Source organism: Donghicola mangrovi (genome assembly GCF_013377535.1).
In the GTDB taxonomy this organism is placed as follows: Bacteria; Pseudomonadota; Alphaproteobacteria; order Rhodobacterales; family Rhodobacteraceae; genus Donghicola; species Donghicola mangrovi.
Window position 1 is genome coordinate 670,256 of sequence record NZ_JABCJE010000002.1, and the last position, 14,224, is coordinate 684,479.

General features: G+C 63.8%; 11 protein-coding genes. 6 read left to right on the top strand and 5 right to left on the bottom strand.

The features are described from left to right. Window positions 1-237: 237 nt before the first annotated feature. Window positions 238-1,086 (bottom strand): helix-turn-helix domain-containing protein, encoded by an 849-nt coding sequence (locus HJ536_RS07770; RefSeq protein WP_177157269.1) that lies wholly within the window; start codon window positions 1,084-1,086, stop codon window positions 238-240. Window positions 1,087-1,302: 216 nt separating this feature from the next. Between HJ536_RS07770 and ald the strand changes: the two genes are divergently transcribed. Continuing rightward, window positions 1,303-2,421 carry an alanine dehydrogenase gene (ald, locus tag HJ536_RS07775; protein ID WP_177157270.1) on the top strand — a complete coding sequence of 373 codons (1,119 nt, stop codon included), beginning with the start codon at window positions 1,303-1,305 and terminating at the stop codon, window positions 2,419-2,421. 204 nt (window positions 2,422-2,625) lie between these two features. Further along, window positions 2,626-3,387, top strand: coding sequence for a potassium channel family protein (locus HJ536_RS07780; RefSeq protein WP_176855314.1), 762 nt, complete (start codon window positions 2,626-2,628; stop codon window positions 3,385-3,387). Here HJ536_RS07780 and HJ536_RS07785 read toward each other — a convergent pair. Then, entirely contained in the window at window positions 3,384-4,646 is a 1,263-nt protein-coding gene (locus HJ536_RS07785; RefSeq protein WP_177157271.1) for a SulP family inorganic anion transporter, read from the bottom strand. The two genes, HJ536_RS07780 and HJ536_RS07785, sit on opposite strands and share 4 nt — an antisense overlap. Before the next feature lie 375 nt (window positions 4,647-5,021). Here HJ536_RS07785 and HJ536_RS07790 point away from each other — a divergent pair, with 375 nt between their 5' ends. Then, entirely contained in the window at window positions 5,022-6,800 is a 1,779-nt protein-coding gene (locus tag HJ536_RS07790) for an SLC13 family permease (RefSeq protein ID WP_177157272.1), read from the top strand. A gap of 60 nt (window positions 6,801-6,860) precedes the next feature. On the opposite strand, the gene HJ536_RS07795 is transcribed toward HJ536_RS07790, so the two are convergent. After that, a complete protein-coding gene (locus HJ536_RS07795; protein WP_177157273.1) occupies window positions 6,861-7,712 on the bottom strand; it encodes a formate/nitrite transporter family protein in 852 nt (283 codons plus the stop codon). Between the two features lie 464 nt (window positions 7,713-8,176). Here HJ536_RS07795 and HJ536_RS07800 point away from each other — a divergent pair, with 464 nt between their 5' ends. From HJ536_RS07800 to HJ536_RS07810, 3 genes are read left to right on the top strand one after another with little or no spacing between them, the layout of a single operon-like run. Continuing rightward, window positions 8,177-8,902, top strand: a complete 726-nt coding sequence (locus HJ536_RS07800) for an ABC transporter ATP-binding protein (RefSeq protein WP_177157274.1) — start codon at window positions 8,177-8,179, stop codon at window positions 8,900-8,902. Beyond that, a complete protein-coding gene (locus HJ536_RS07805) occupies window positions 8,899-11,262 on the top strand; it encodes an ABC transporter permease (protein WP_338082416.1) in 2,364 nt (787 codons plus the stop codon). The genes HJ536_RS07800 and HJ536_RS07805 overlap by 4 nt, the downstream gene beginning before the upstream one ends. 6 nt (window positions 11,263-11,268) lie before the next feature. After that, entirely contained in the window at window positions 11,269-12,477 is a 1,209-nt protein-coding gene (locus tag HJ536_RS07810) for an efflux RND transporter periplasmic adaptor subunit (protein WP_177157275.1), read from the top strand. Here HJ536_RS07810 and modC read toward each other — a convergent pair. Together modC and modB are read right to left on the bottom strand one after the other, a co-directional pair. Continuing rightward, entirely contained in the window at window positions 12,474-13,559 is a 1,086-nt protein-coding gene (gene modC, locus HJ536_RS07815; protein ID WP_177157276.1) for a molybdenum ABC transporter ATP-binding protein, read from the bottom strand. The two genes, HJ536_RS07810 and modC, sit on opposite strands and share 4 nt — an antisense overlap. After that, window positions 13,556-14,224, bottom strand: coding sequence for a molybdate ABC transporter permease subunit (gene modB, locus HJ536_RS07820; RefSeq protein WP_177157277.1), 669 nt, complete (start codon window positions 14,222-14,224; stop codon window positions 13,556-13,558). Before modB ends, modC begins: the two co-directional genes overlap by 4 nt.

Consider the following 14,224-nt stretch of genomic DNA (forward strand, 5'->3'; position numbering starts at 1 on the left):
AGACTCTGGTTGGCAAAGAGGTCCCCCTGCGGCGAAAGCTGCCCCAGAAAAGATGCACTGAAAATAGAGGAACAGAGCAAGCACTGGTAGATTTCGTGCATTCATCGCGCACCACCAATGAGGCGGATAGGCGAGAAAATCGGACAACCATCTGTTTTGAAATGGCTTCTCGGCGCACCACGGAGAAAGCCCCCGATGCACGGTTTCCTCCACCTGCCATATCCCCACAGGCCGGACTTACGCCTCTGGCGCGAACCGCGCTTTGTAGGCGACAGGGGTCATCCCCTCTTTGGCCTTGAACCGTTTCGAGAAATAAGAGGGGTCGGAAAAGCCCAGACGGTAGCCCACTTCGGCCACTTGCAGGCGGGTGAAGGCCAGCAAACGGCGTGCTTCGGCCATGATCGCGGTCTCGATATAAGAGGACGCGCCCTGCCCCGTGGCCGCCCTGCACAGCCGACTCAGATGGCCCGTCGTGACCGACAAAGCATCTGCGTAATCACGTGCGCTCCAGCCTTCGGCCATATGTTGGGCGATCAGCGCATCCAGCCGTTTGAGCCGGTCATCAGCCCCTTCGCTCAGGTCAACGGGGCTGTGCTCTGCCACCAAGGACAGCATGGCCTGCGCCGTGGACACCAAACTTTGTGCCCTGAACCCGCCCCGTTCCGCAAAGAGACGCGCCAGAACCGTGGTCAGCGCGCCCAACGCCTCGGTCGTGGCGCCAAGAAACGGACGGGACAGCGCCTTGGTGATCTGCCCCCCTTCGCCCGCCAGCCCCAGAAACACGCTGGTCGGAAAGGAAATCACCACCCCGTGCGAGCCTTTGGCAAAAACGAACCCGTGCACCACATGGGGCGGCAGGAACAGGAAATGCCCGCTGGTCAACCGCTGAGACGCGCCGTCCACCGACACCTCGGCCGAGCCTGCGCCCATCACAAATAGCTGCGCCATCTGGTCATGCCGGTGGGGGGTGATCGTCCAGCCATGCTGCGCGGCGCGGTCGAAGAACTGCTCGCAATGGACCACATCGGGGAACACAGTGGTCTCGCCGAACAGGTTAAAGGACGGGATGGGGTGTGGGGTGCTCATGCCCGAAAGGTGCCAGAGCACTGGCCGCGGGTCCACCTCCGATTCACCCAGCGGGACGATTGGACCGTGCATATGCAGCATGAGCGTGGTTTCTTCGAAATACTGACGTATATTTCGAAACTTCTTCGAAAACACACGCGATCCTTGCGAAAATTCGAAACACCTGCGCGACAATCGGGCGCATCATCTGTGGCAACACGCCATTTGGAGGATACAATGCGTATCGGTTGCCCGAAAGAGATCAAGAACCACGAATATCGCGTCGGCCTGACCCCCGAAAGCGCGGCAGAGCTGGTTGCCCATGGTCACACCGTCACCATCGAGACCGGCGCCGGCGAAGGCATCGGCGCCACCGATGACGCCTACCGCGCAGCCGGTGCGGCGATTGCCTCGGTCGACGAGGTGTTCGAGACCGCCGACATCGTGGTAAAAGTCAAAGAACCCCAAGAGGTTGAGCGCAAACGTTTGCGTGCGGACCAGACCCTATATACCTATCTGCACCTTGCCCCCGATGCGCCCCAGACCAATGATCTGATCGCATCCGGCGCGACCTGCATTGCCTATGAAACCGTGACCTCGCCCCGTGGCGGTCTGCCCCTACTGAAGCCCATGAGCCAAGTTGCCGGCCGTATGTCGGTGCAGGCCGGTGCCTCGGCGCTGGAAAAGGCCCATGGCGGACGCGGCGTTCTGCTGGGTGGCGTTCCGGGCGTGGCTCCGGGCAAAATCGTGATCATCGGCGGCGGCGTTGTGGGCCGTAACGCAGCGCAAATGGCGGTTGGCCTTGGCGCGGATGTTACCATTCTGGACCGCTCGAACGACGTTCTGGAAAGCATCGACCAGCAGTTCGGTGGCGCGGTGAAAACCGTGTATTCCAGCCAGAGCCTGCTGGAAGCGGCTGTGAAAGACGCGGATCTGGTCATCGGTGCGGTGCTGATCCCCGGTGCTGCGGCCCCCAAACTGGTCACCCGCGAGATGCTGAAAACCATGCAGCCCGGCGCGGTGCTGGTGGACGTCGCGATCGACCAGGGCGGCTGCTTCGAGACCTCTCGTGCGACCACCCACGCCGACCCGATCTACATCGAAGAGGGCATCGTCCACTACTGCGTCGCCAACATGCCCGGCGCGGTTGCCCGCACCTCGACCTATGCGCTGAACAACGCCACCCTGCCCCACCTGCTGAAGCTGGCGGACCTGGGTGTAGCCGAGGCCCTGCGCCGCGACGAGCACCTGCTGAACGGCCTGAACGTGGCCAAGGGCGTCATCACCTGCGAGCCTGTCTCGGTCGCGCAGAACCTGCCCTACACCCCTGCCGCCGAAATTCTGGCGCAGCTCTGATCCAAAGCGCGGCTCCCTTGCGGGGGCCGGTCTACTGGCCGCCTGATCCGGCAATCGGTCCTCCCCTCTTGTCCGGACCGAATCGGGCGTTCCCACAGGGGCTGTGCTGCATATGCGGCACGGCCCTTGTCTTTTGTCCCGCGCGGTCTGGCCAAAGCGCCGTCGGTTGTGTCAGCTAGAGGCGCAGCAAATGGGGGCACATCCATGATCCAGAGCATCCGCAACCTTTACGAAGGCGACAGCCCCACGGCGCACAGGTTCCGCTATGGGCTACTGGCGTTCGACATCGTGACCATCGGCTTTGTGGTGGTGACGTCGTTCTTTGCCCGCGCCCCGTGGGTCGAGTGGGTGGATGGCGTGTTCGGTGCCTTGATCCTGATGGATTTTCTGGTGCGGATGGGGCTGGAAAAGCAAAAGCTGAAATCCCTGACGCGGCTGGCCACATGGGCCGATATCGCTGCGGTTCTGTCGTTTCTGGCGCCCATCGCGGGCGAAGGTGTCGGCTTCCTGAGGGTTCTGCGCACCCTGCGATTGCTGCACACCTATCAGACGCTGGCGCGGCTGCGGCAGGACTTCAGCTACTTCCGCAAGAACGAGGACGTGATCATGTCCGCCCTGAACCTCGGGGTGTTTCTGTTCATCATGACCGGCCTGATCTATGCGACCCAATACGGGATTAACCCCGAAATCCGGAACTATGTAGACGCGCTGTATTTCACCGTGACGACCCTGACGACCACCGGTTTCGGGGACATCACGCTCAGCGGCCCTTGGGGGCGGCTCTTGTCTGTGGGGGTGATGATCTTTGGCGTGACGCTGTTCTTGCGCCTGCTACAGGTGTTGTTCCGCCCCTCCAAGGTGCGTCAGGAATGTCAGGTCTGCGGGCTGATCCTGCATGACGCGGACGCGGTCCATTGCAAGCATTGCGGCACCGTCATCCACATCCACACCGAGGGCTCTCTCTAACGGCTGCGTTCGGACCAGTCGGCGTCGGGCAGCCCCTTTTTACGGGCGCGCAGGGCAAGCCCCAGCGCAACGCCCACCCCGATGGCAACCGTCAGATCGGCGATCACCGTCAGGACCAGCGTCAGGATCAGCAAAAATCGGTCGGACGGGGATTGGGCCCAGTGGTGCTTCCATTTGTGGGGCTCGCTCATGTTCCATGCGGTCAGGATCAGCAGACCGGCCAGCGCGGGCATCGCCATCTGGCCCGCAATCGGCGCGGCCACCAGCATCACCAGCACAATCACCGCCGCATGGACCATCCCCGCCACGGGGGTCCGCCCGCCTGCGCGAATGTTGGTGGCGGTGCGCGCAATGGCCCCTGTCGCAGGCAGCCCCCCGAACAGGGCCGAGCCGATATTCGCGGCCCCTTGGGCGATGAGTTCGGCATTGGGCTTGTGATGGCCGCCAGTCATCCGGTCTGCCACCATCGCCGACAGCAGGGATTCCACCCCCGCCAGAAACGCAATCACAAGGGCCGAAGGGATCAACTCCCTGATCCGCGCAAAGCTGACCTCGGGCAGGTGCGGCATCGGCAAAGTCCGCGGCAAATCCCCGAACCGCGAGATAATCGTGTCCACCTGCAGCCCCAACGCCAGCGACAGCGCCGAAGTCACCGCCATCGCCACAATCAACCCCGGATAGCGGGGAAAGGCGCGGCGCAGCACCGTGATCAGCGCAATCGTTGCCAGCCCGATCCCCAGCGCCGCCCCGTTAAATGTGCCCCGCGCGGACCAGAGCGCCTCGATCTTGGCAAAGAACTCGGCGGGCATGTGCGCAATGTCGGCCCCCATTAGATCCTTGAGCTGGCTTGTGGCGATGATCACCGCGATCCCGATGGTGAAACCGTCGATCACCGGCTCTGGCACCAATGAAATCAGGCGGCCCGCGCGGAAATAGCCCGCCACCAGCAGGATCATCCCCGCCATCAGGGTCGCGATCACCAGCCCGTCATAGCCATGGGCCGCGATCACTCCGTAGACCACCACGATGAACGCCCCCGTCGGCCCGCCGATCTGCACGCGGCTGCCCCCAAGGAACGAGATCAGAAAGCCCCCGACCACCGCCGTCACCAGCCCCGTCGCCGGATCGGCGCCCGAGGCAATCGCAATCGCAAGGCTCAGCGGCAGGGCGACCATTGCCACGGTGATCCCCGCCAAGAGGTCGGCCAAAAACAGCTTCAGGTCATAAATTCGCAAGGTAGAAAACAGTTCGGGCGTCATCGGGGCCACCTGTGCAATGCGTTTAACCCAGCCAATCACTTGGGCCCGAGTCCTGCAACGCGGTCATTTGACGGGGTGCTGCAATTGCCGCGCCAGACGGCACTAAGCGGGAATTTTCCGCGCTTGCACCCGCGCAATGAGAATCCGCATGACAGCCCCCTTGGAAACAGATATTTTCCAGTCTGTTTGGCGCGGCTCTGCCAGCCGCTACGCCATCTGACATGAGGTATCCAGCCGGCCCCGACCGGCGCCCTGCCCGCCTTCGGCCCCACCGGACGGGACAGCGCAATCCAGAATAGACGCCGCCTGCGTCGCTTCTTTCCCTCTTTCGCTTTTGACAATCCGACTTTTCCGAAACCGCGCTGGAGTGCGTGTATGTTTTTCGACCTGGGATCTTTCGCCCCTGTTGCCTCGATCCTGCTGATTGCAGGTGTGTTTATCGTCTTTCTGCTAGAGCTTTTCTCGGCCGAGGTTGTGGCCCTGTGCGGTGCGGCCATCGCGCTGTTTCTGGGGATCGTCAGCACCGACGACCTGCTCAAGGCGGTGGGCAACCCCGCCCCCATTACCATCGGTGCCATGTTCGTGCTGTCTGCGGCGCTGATCCGCACGGGCGTTCTGGATGCCCTTGCCGCCCACCTGATCAAAGGGGTCGGCCGCCATCCCATCCTGACCATTTCAACCTTTTTCGGGGTGGCGGCGGCGGCGTCAGCGTTCATGAACAACACGCCTGTGGTCATGGTGCTGATCCCTGTGGTTTTTGGGCTGGCCCGCGCGATGGGTACCAATGCCTCGCGCTATTTGATCCCTCTGTCTTATGTGGTGATCCTTGGGGGGACGTGTACGCTGATTGGGACCTCGACCAACCTCTTGGTGGACGGGGTCGCGCGGGACTTGGGCATCGCGCCCTTTAGCCTGTTCGAGATCGCACCCTTGGGGATCGCTTTGGCCGTGGTGTGCGGGCTGTTTCTGGCGATTGCCGCCCCGCGCCTGCTGCCCGACCGCGCCGCCCTGAGCGACCAGTCCGCCCTGCGGGACCGCAAATCGTGGACGGTCGAGCTGTTTGTGCCCCTTGAAAGCCCCTTGATCGGCAAACGGATCGCGGATGTCGCCGCCTTTCGCCGTGGGTCGGGCCGTGTGATCGACCTGATCCGAGAGGACGTGTCCCTGCGCCACCGCTTTGCCGAAGAAACCCTGGAGGCCGGCGATCGCGTGGTCCTGCGCACCTCGGAGGAAGAGGTCATGGCTCTGCGTGAAAACCGGTCTGTCAGTCTGGAGCTGTCGGGCGCCGAGTGGGTCCAGAGCCGCCAGAACACGGTGATCGAGGCCTTGGTCGGCAGTGCCAAAGGGATGGTTAGCGAACTGGGCTGGCGTCGGCGGCACGGGGTCTACCCGATTGCGATGCATCGGCGCGGCAGTTCGGTCGATCTGCGGGAGACAGGCCTGCGCCTGCTGCCCGGTGACACGGTTCTGCTGGACGGCCCCCGCGATGATATCGAACGCCTAGCCCGCGAAGAGAACCTGACCCTGCTGGCCCCCTTGGCCACCCGCGCCTATCGCCGGAATAAGGCCCCGATTGCCATTCTGGTGATGATCGCCGTGGTGCTGGGGGCCGCGCTGGAACTGGCACCCATCCTGCCCCTGTCGGTGATCGGGGTCGCCATCGTGCTGGCCACACGCTGCGTGGACCCCGACGAAGGGGTCGGCTCTATCGACGGGCGGTTGCTGCTACTTGTGGTGTCGATGCTGGTGCTGGGGAATGCCCTTGACCGCAGCGGCGCGATGGAGCGGATCGTCAGCCTGCTGACCCCGATCTTGTCGGACCTGAACCCCTTGGTGACGCTGGCGGTGATCTATGCGGCGACCTCGATCCTGACCGAGATCGTGACCAACAACGCGGTGGCTGTGGTCATGACCCCCATCGCGGCGGGGGTCGCGGCGCAACTGGGGCTGGACCCGCGTCCCTTTGTGGTGGCGGTGATGTTCGGGGCCTCGGCCAGCTTTGCCACGCCGATCGGGTACCAGACCAACATGATGGTCTATTCGGCGGGGGGCTACCGGTTTGCGGACTTCTTGCGGATCGGCCTGCCGATGAACGTGCTGGCGGGGATCTTGACCGTGCTGCTAACCCCGCTGATCTGGCCGTTCCACCCCTGACCCACCCATAAAAAAGGCCCCGCCGAAGCGGGGCCAAGGTCTTCCAAGGTGAAGGAAATCTTATTCGGCGGGCATGTGCGCGCTGTCGTCGTTGCGTGCAACACTTGCGTTGCGCTTGGGCGACTCTTTGAAGTGGGTCATGTAGAGCATGCCGCCAACAAAGGTCAGACCGCCAACCAGGTTACCCAGAACAACGGGGATCTCGTTGTAGATGAAGTAGTCTGCCCAGGTGAACTGACCGCCCAGAATGATGCCCGAGGGGAACAGGAACATGTTCACGATCGAGTGCTCGAAGCCCAGGTAGAAGAACACCAGGATCGGCATCCACATCGCCATGATCTTGCCCGAGACGCTGTTCGACATCATCGCAGCAACAACACCGGTCGACACCATCCAGTTGCACATCACAGCGCGGACGAAGACGGTCAGCAGACCTGCGCTACCGGCAGCCGCGTAGCCCAGAGTACGGGCTTCACCGATTTTGCCGATTTTCGCGCCGATCGCGTTGGGTTCCTGGCTAAAGCCCATGGTGAAGATGATCGCCATCATGATCGCAGTGGTCATGGCGCCAGCGAAGTTACCGGTGAACACCAGACCCCAGTTACGCAGAACGCCGCCCCAGGTGCAGCCCGGACGCTTGGCGATTACGGCCAGCGGGGCCAGAGTGAACACGCCGGTCAGCAGGTCGAAACCCATCAGGTACAGCATACAGAAGCCAACGGGGAACAGCAGTGCGCCAACCAGTGGCTGGCCGGTGTTCACGGTGATGCTGATTGCGAAAGCCGCCGCCAGAGCCAGAATAGCACCTGCCATAAATGCGCGGATCAGGGTGTCCTTGGTGGACATAAAGATCTTGGATTCGCCCGCATCGACCATCTTGGCCGCGAATTCTTTGGGTTGGATATAAGACAACTTGAAGCCCTTTCAGAAGGTACCGGCGCAGGGGCCAGTTGTGACTTGGGAAAGTGTTAAGTGCCGCCCCGAAGGGCAGAATTTCAGTCCACAGCGCGAGCGCTCGACCAGACGGACGACATCCGCATTCATTAAGATCGGGAGGAAAGACTGAACGCGTGCCCTTGGAGGAGGCGTCCGGCATCATTGCCAGAACGTTATCGTCTATCGGTGCGCCGCGCCGTTGCGGCTGTGGAAGGGTCAAAACCCTATGCCACCATGGCTAGAGCCACCTCTGACGTGTTTCAAGAACCGCGCTCTCGTTTGTGTGACCTTAAGTGACATTTTTTTGGGATTTCGCTGCATCTGCACAGAAAATGTGCATCCGTTCTGGGCAAAGACTGCCTTCCGAAGAAAACCTAAGGGGATTTTGCCGGTTTGACAGAGATCAGAGCGTTCTGCGGCGGCCCCCCTAGGCTGAGGCCATGGAACAGACGCGCGATACCGACCTGCCCGCCTTTGACGTTCGGGGGCTGACCCGCACCTACGGGACAGGCCACACCGCCGTGCACGCCTTGCGTGGAGTGGATCTGCGAATCGCGCGGGGCGAGATTGTCGTCCTGCTTGGGCCATCGGGCAGCGGGAAATCGACCCTGTTGAACATCTTGGGAGGGCTGGACCGGCCCACCTCGGGGGAGGCGCTGTTCAACGGCCAAAGCCTGAGCCAGATGAATGACCGCGCGCTCACGACCTACAGGCGAGCGCATGTGGGGTTCGTGTTCCAGTTCTATAACCTGATGGCCAGCCTGACCGCGCGCGAGAATGTCGAACTGGTGACCGAGATCGCCGCCCACCCCATGACGCCGGAAGAGGCCTTGGCGCTGGTGGGCCTGTCGGATCGGATGGATCACTTCCCCTCGCAGCTCTCGGGGGGCGAACAGCAGCGCGTCGCTATCGCCCGCGCCATCGCCAAACAGCCCGAAGTTCTGTTCTGCGACGAACCCACGGGCGCGTTGGACAGCGCCACAGGCCGCAGTGTTCTGGCCGTGCTGGATGATGTGAACCGCCGCCTTGGGACGACCGTGCTGATCGTCACCCACGCCGCCGCCACAGCTGCGATGGCCGACACGGTGATCCGCTTTGCGGACGGTCAGATCCGGGAAATCACCCGCAACCCCACCCGCACCCCGCCCGAAGGGATCGAGTGGTGAGGGCGCTTGGAGCCAAACTCCGCCGCGATCTGTGGCGGATGAAGGGTCAGGCGCTGGCCATCGGCGCGGTGATTGCCGTGGGCGTGGCGATGCAGATCATGATGACCGGCCTGCACCTGTCCCTGTCCGAAACCCGAGACGCCTATTACGAACGCTACCGGCTGGCGGATGTCTTTGCCTCGGCCACGCGAGTGCCGAATGCGGTGACCTCTGATCTGGCGGGGATCGACGGGGTTTCGCGGATCGAGCCCCGCATCACCGGCTCTGCCCGCATTGATCCCGCGGACGGGGGGCTTCCCATTGCGGCGATGACGATCTCTTTGCCCGATGGCCGCGCCCCTGCGGTGAATGACCTGCTGATCACCAGTGGCCGCAAACCCGATCCGAACCGCAACACCGAGGTTGTGGTGCTAGAGGCCTTTGCCATCGCGCGCGGTCTGACCGTGGGCGACCCGCTGGTGGCAACCCTGAACGGCACGCGGATGACCCTGCGCATCGTCGGCACGGCAACCTCCCCCGAGTTTTTGTACGTTACGCCCCCCGGTGAATTCGTGCCCGATGATGGCCGTTACGCGGTGCTGTGGATGCCCCGCGCCGCGCTCGAGGCCGCCTATGACCTGCGCGGTGGGTTCAATCAGGCGCTGCTGACCCTGTCCCGCGATGCCAAGACCGAGGCCGTTCTGGATGCCGTAGACCGCGTGCTGGACCCCTATGGCGGGACCGGCGCCTATGCCCGCGGCGATCACATGTCCAACCGCTTTATCACCGAGGAAATCAACGGTCTTACCATGTCCTCGGCGGTGGTGCCGCCGGTGTTTCTGGCCGTGGCGGCGTTCCTTCTGTACATCGTGATCAGCCGTCTGGTGCAGGCAGAGCGCGAAGAGATCGGGCTGCTCAAGGCCTTTGGCTATCGCAATCACGAGGTCGGCCTGCACTATCTGGAGATGGCTCTGGCGATTTCCCTAGGCGGGGCGCTGGCGGGCTGTGCGTTGGGGGTGGTGTCGGGCCGCGCGATGATCCCCCTATATACCACCTACTACAAGTTCCCGTTCCTGCTGTTCCGTCTGGATGCGGCGTCCTTTCTGATCGGGCTGGCGGGCAGTGTCACTGTATCCTCGGTCGGGGTGCTGTGGGTCATGCGGCGGATCATCGCCCTGACCCCGTCCGAGGCGATGCGCCCCCCGACCCCGCCCGATTACAGTCGAGCAGGCGGTGTGGGCCGTGCCTTGGCCCAGTGGCTGGACCAACCCAGCCGCATGGTCCTGCGCCGGATCACCCGCCAACCGGCCCGCATGGCAGGCGCGGTCATCGGTATTGCAGCGGGCATGTCCCTGAGCCTTGGGATGCTGACCATATTCGAGGGGTTCAACACCGCCCTCGACCGCAGCTTTGGCCAGATTGACCGGTCCGATGCGACGGTTAGCCTGATCTATCCGGCCTCGGATTCTATCCTGCTGGAATTGGGGCGGATCGACGGAGTGCAACAGGCCGAACCCGTGCGCCAAGTCGCTGTCGTCTTCCGCAACGGCCGCGCCACCCATCGCGGAGCCATCACGGGGCTGGCGGCGGGCAGCGACCTGTATCGCGCGCTCGATGGGGATGGGCACCCCCTGACCCTGCCCGAACGCGGGATCGTGCTGTCGTCTTCGCTCGCGCAGGTTCTGGGGCTGCAAACCGGCGACACCATCACCCTAGAAATCCGAGAGGCCGCCCGCCCCACAGTCTCCGCCCCCGTCGTGGCCATTGCGGACAGCCTGATGGGCACCCCCGCCTATATGCGGATCGAGGCGCTGAACCAGTTGTTGGGCCAGCGAAACCGCATTGCGGGCGCCTATCTGCAAATCGACCCAAGCCAAGAGGCCGCCGTGCGCCAGCGCCTGTCCAATTTCCCGATGATCGCCGGTGTCAGCCTGTCCAAGGACGCCCAACAGGCCTTTGCCCGCATGATGGATCAAGGGGCGGGTTCGGTGCGCTATGTAATGGGCTTTATGGCGTTCGTGATTACCTTCGGGATCATCTACAACACCGCCCGCGTGGCGCAGGCCGAACGGGCCCGCGAACTGGCAAGCCTGCGGGTGATCGGGTTCTACCGGTCCGAGACGGCCTTTGTCCTGCTGGGGGAACTGGGGGTTGTGGTGCTGATCGCCCTGCCGCTGGGGCTGGCCTTGGGGCGCTGGATGGCCCACGGGATTGCCGCCGGATTTTCGACCGAGATTTATCAGGTGCCCGTGGTGGCCGCCCCCCATTCCATGGGGATTGCGACGTGTGTGGTGCTGGGGGCCGCCGTGGCCTCGGGCTGGCTGGTGAAACGCGATATGGATCGGGCCGACATCATTCTGGCCCTCAAAACAAGGGAGTGACCGCTCATGGCCTTGCATCGAAAACTTTCGCGCCGGTTTCTGGTGGTCGGGGCGGTTCTGGTGGTCGGGGCCGGTCTGGTGGCGGCGTTTCGTCCCCAACCCGTGCAGGTGGATATCGGTCACGCCACCCGCGGGGACATTCAGGTGATGATCGAGGATGAGGGCACCACCCGCGTGCGCGAGGTTTATGTGGTCTCTACCCCCGTGACGGGGCAGCTTTTGCGGGTGAACGTCCACCCCGGCGATCAGGTCACGGGCGGCGAAACGCAGGTCGCCGGTATGCGCCCCACCGCCCCCGAAGCGTTAAACATCCGCACCCGTGAACAAGCCCTTGCCGCCGTGGATGCGGCCAAAGCCGCCCTACGCGTGGCCGAGGCGAACCTGACCTCTGCCATCGCGGCCCAAGACTATGCGGTGACCGAACTGGAACGCACCCAGCGCCTGTCCGAAGCCGGCATCGCCAGCCGCGCAGCGTTGGACAAGGCCCAAGCGGACGCCCGCAGCGCCAACGCCGCCCGTGACACCGCCGAGGCGACCATCGCCGTCCGTCAGGCCGATTTGGCCGATGCAAATGCCTTGCTGATCGGGTTCGGGGTGCCTGCGGATGACAGCAACGACATTCCCCTGATCTCGCCTGCGGACGGGGTGATCCTGCGCATCCTGCAAGAAAGCGAAACCACCCTGACCGCAGGCACCCCCGTGCTGGAGATCGGCGACATCGTGAATGATCTGGAGGTCGAGGTGGAGCTGGTGTCCTCGGACGCGGTGCAGGTGCATGTGGGCGATCCGGTGGTGCTGTCCGGTTGGGGCGGCCCCGAGGCGCTGACCGGCCAAGTGGCGCGGATCGATCCCTATGCGGTCACGACTTATTCCGCCTTGGGGGTCGAGGAACAGCGGGTCAGCGTTGTGGTCGATCTGGTCAGTCCCGCCAGCGCGCGGACAGGCTTGGGCCACGGGTTCCGACTGAAGGCGGGGATCATCATTGATCAGGCTTCAGACGTGGTTCGGGTGCCATCGAGCGCCCTGTTCCTGCAGGACGGACAGCGGGCGGTGTTTACTATGGCGGACGGGCGCGCGGTGCTAACGCCGGTCAGCATCGGGCGCAGTGATGGCCTGCTGACCGAGATCACCGAAGGGCTGGCCGAAGGGGACGCAGTGCTGCTTTATCCTGCGGCGGGACTGACGGACGGCACCCTGATCGCCGCGCGGAACTAGCGGACCGCGCCGATGTGGTCGCGCGCCACGGACATGGATTTGAGCACCATAAAGGCTTGCTGACCAACCTCGAGGCCCAATGACGCCGCCGCGCGGCGGGTGATGCGGGCGAACACTTCGTCCCCGCCGATGGACAGATGCACGATCACACCCGGCCCCTCGCCCGCGACGATGCGAATAATGGAGGCGGGCAGGATGTTCTGGGCCGACAGCCCTTCGGGGCGGGAACGGGCCAGAATAACCTCGTGCGCCATGATGCGGACCCGCACCACCGCGCCCGTCTCTGCGTTCAGGCGGGGCAGCCAGATCGGGCCGGTCGCCGTTTCCAGATGGGTCAGACCGTCCGCGTCATGGGCCACCACGCGCGCGGGCAAGGTCGCCGCCAGTTCCCGCAGGCCCATCGCGCGCAAGGCGGCAGGGTCAGACATGACCTCGGCCGTGGGGCCTTGGCGGATGACACTGCCTTTCTCGATCACCACCAGCCGGTCGGCCAGCGCCTGAGCCTCGGCCATGTCGTGGGTCACGAGGATGACAGGCATCCGTAGATCCGCGCGCAAGGCCATCAGTTCGCTATGGAGCCGGTCCCGCGTGGCCCGATCCACCGCCGAGAACGGCTCGTCCAGTAGCAAAACCTGCGGCCTGCGGGCCAAGGCGCGGGCCAAGGCCACGCGCTGCTGCTGCCCGCCCGACAGTTCCGCCGGTTTGCGGGAGCCAAGCCCATGCAGGTTCACCATATCCAGCAGGCGCTCAGCCTCGGTCCGTTTGTCTGGAGAACCGGCGGGCATCGCGGCCATCACGTTGCGCGCCGCCGACAGGTGCGGAAACAGGGCATAGTTCTGGAAAACCACGCCGACCTGCCGTTGATGGGGCGGTAGGTTCACGCCCGTGTTGGTGTCCAGCCAGACCTGCCCCCCAGCCTCGACCCGCGCCTGAGAGGGCGTCCAGAGGCCCGCGATGCTGCGCAGGATGGTGGTCTTGCCTGAACCGGAATGCCCGACCAAAGCCAGCACCTCGCCATTCCCGACCTCGAATGCCAAATCCAGTGGGATCAGCCCCGCGCATTTTGCCGAAAACCGGATCATGACAGACGCCGTCCCACCCGCGCGGACAGGGCATAGGTGACCGCGATGGTGAACAGCGAAATCCCCACCAGAACCGCCGACATGGCGCCCGCACCAGCGTAATCAAAGGCCTGCACGCGGTCGTAAATCGCAATCGCAATGGTCCGCGTTTCGCCGGGGATCGACCCGCCCACCATCAGCACAATCCCGAATTCCCCCAACGTATGGGCAAAGGTCAGCACCATCGCCGTCAGCACGCCCGGCCACGCCAAGGGCAACTCGATCTGCCAGAGGCTGCGCCACGGACCCAGACCGCAGCAGGCGGCGGCCTCTCGGACATCGGTGGCGATCGCCTCGAACCCGCGCTGGGCCGGTTGCAGGGCAAACGGAAGGTTAAAGATGACCGAGGCTACCACCAGCCCTTCGAAGCTGAACACCAAAGGGTGTCCAAAGAAGTCCTGCCACAGCGCGCCCACGGGGGCCCCGCGGCCGAACAGCACCAGCAGGTAAAACCCGAAAACCGTTGGCGGCAGGATCAGGGGCAGCATGACGACAGCCTCGACCAGCCCTTTGCCCATGAAGCGGCGATAGGCCAGCACCCGCCCCATCACGATCGACAGCGGCAGCAGGATCACCACGGTCCAAGCCGCCAGCCGCAGCGAAAGAAAGAGCGCCTGCCAATCCAC

Bases quoted from the DNA above. Each gene is read 5' to 3' on its own strand.
- HJ536_RS07770 (WP_177157269.1), bottom strand. From the start codon at position 1,086: ATGAGCACCCCACACCCCATCCCGTCCTTTAACCTGTTCGGCGAGACC.
- ald (WP_177157270.1), top strand. From the start codon at position 1,303: ATGCGTATCGGTTGCCCGAAAGAGATCAAGAACCACGAATATCGCGTC.
- HJ536_RS07780 (WP_176855314.1), top strand. From the start codon at position 2,626: ATGATCCAGAGCATCCGCAACCTTTACGAAGGCGACAGCCCCACGGCG.
- HJ536_RS07785 (WP_177157271.1), bottom strand. From the start codon at position 4,646: ATGACGCCCGAACTGTTTTCTACCTTGCGAATTTATGACCTGAAGCTG.
- HJ536_RS07790 (WP_177157272.1), top strand. From the start codon at position 5,022: ATGTTTTTCGACCTGGGATCTTTCGCCCCTGTTGCCTCGATCCTGCTG.
- HJ536_RS07800 (WP_177157274.1), top strand. From the start codon at position 8,177: ATGGAACAGACGCGCGATACCGACCTGCCCGCCTTTGACGTTCGGGGG.
- HJ536_RS07810 (WP_177157275.1), top strand. From the start codon at position 11,269: ATGGCCTTGCATCGAAAACTTTCGCGCCGGTTTCTGGTGGTCGGGGCG.
- modC (WP_177157276.1), bottom strand. From the start codon at position 13,559: ATGATCCGGTTTTCGGCAAAATGCGCGGGGCTGATCCCACTGGATTTG.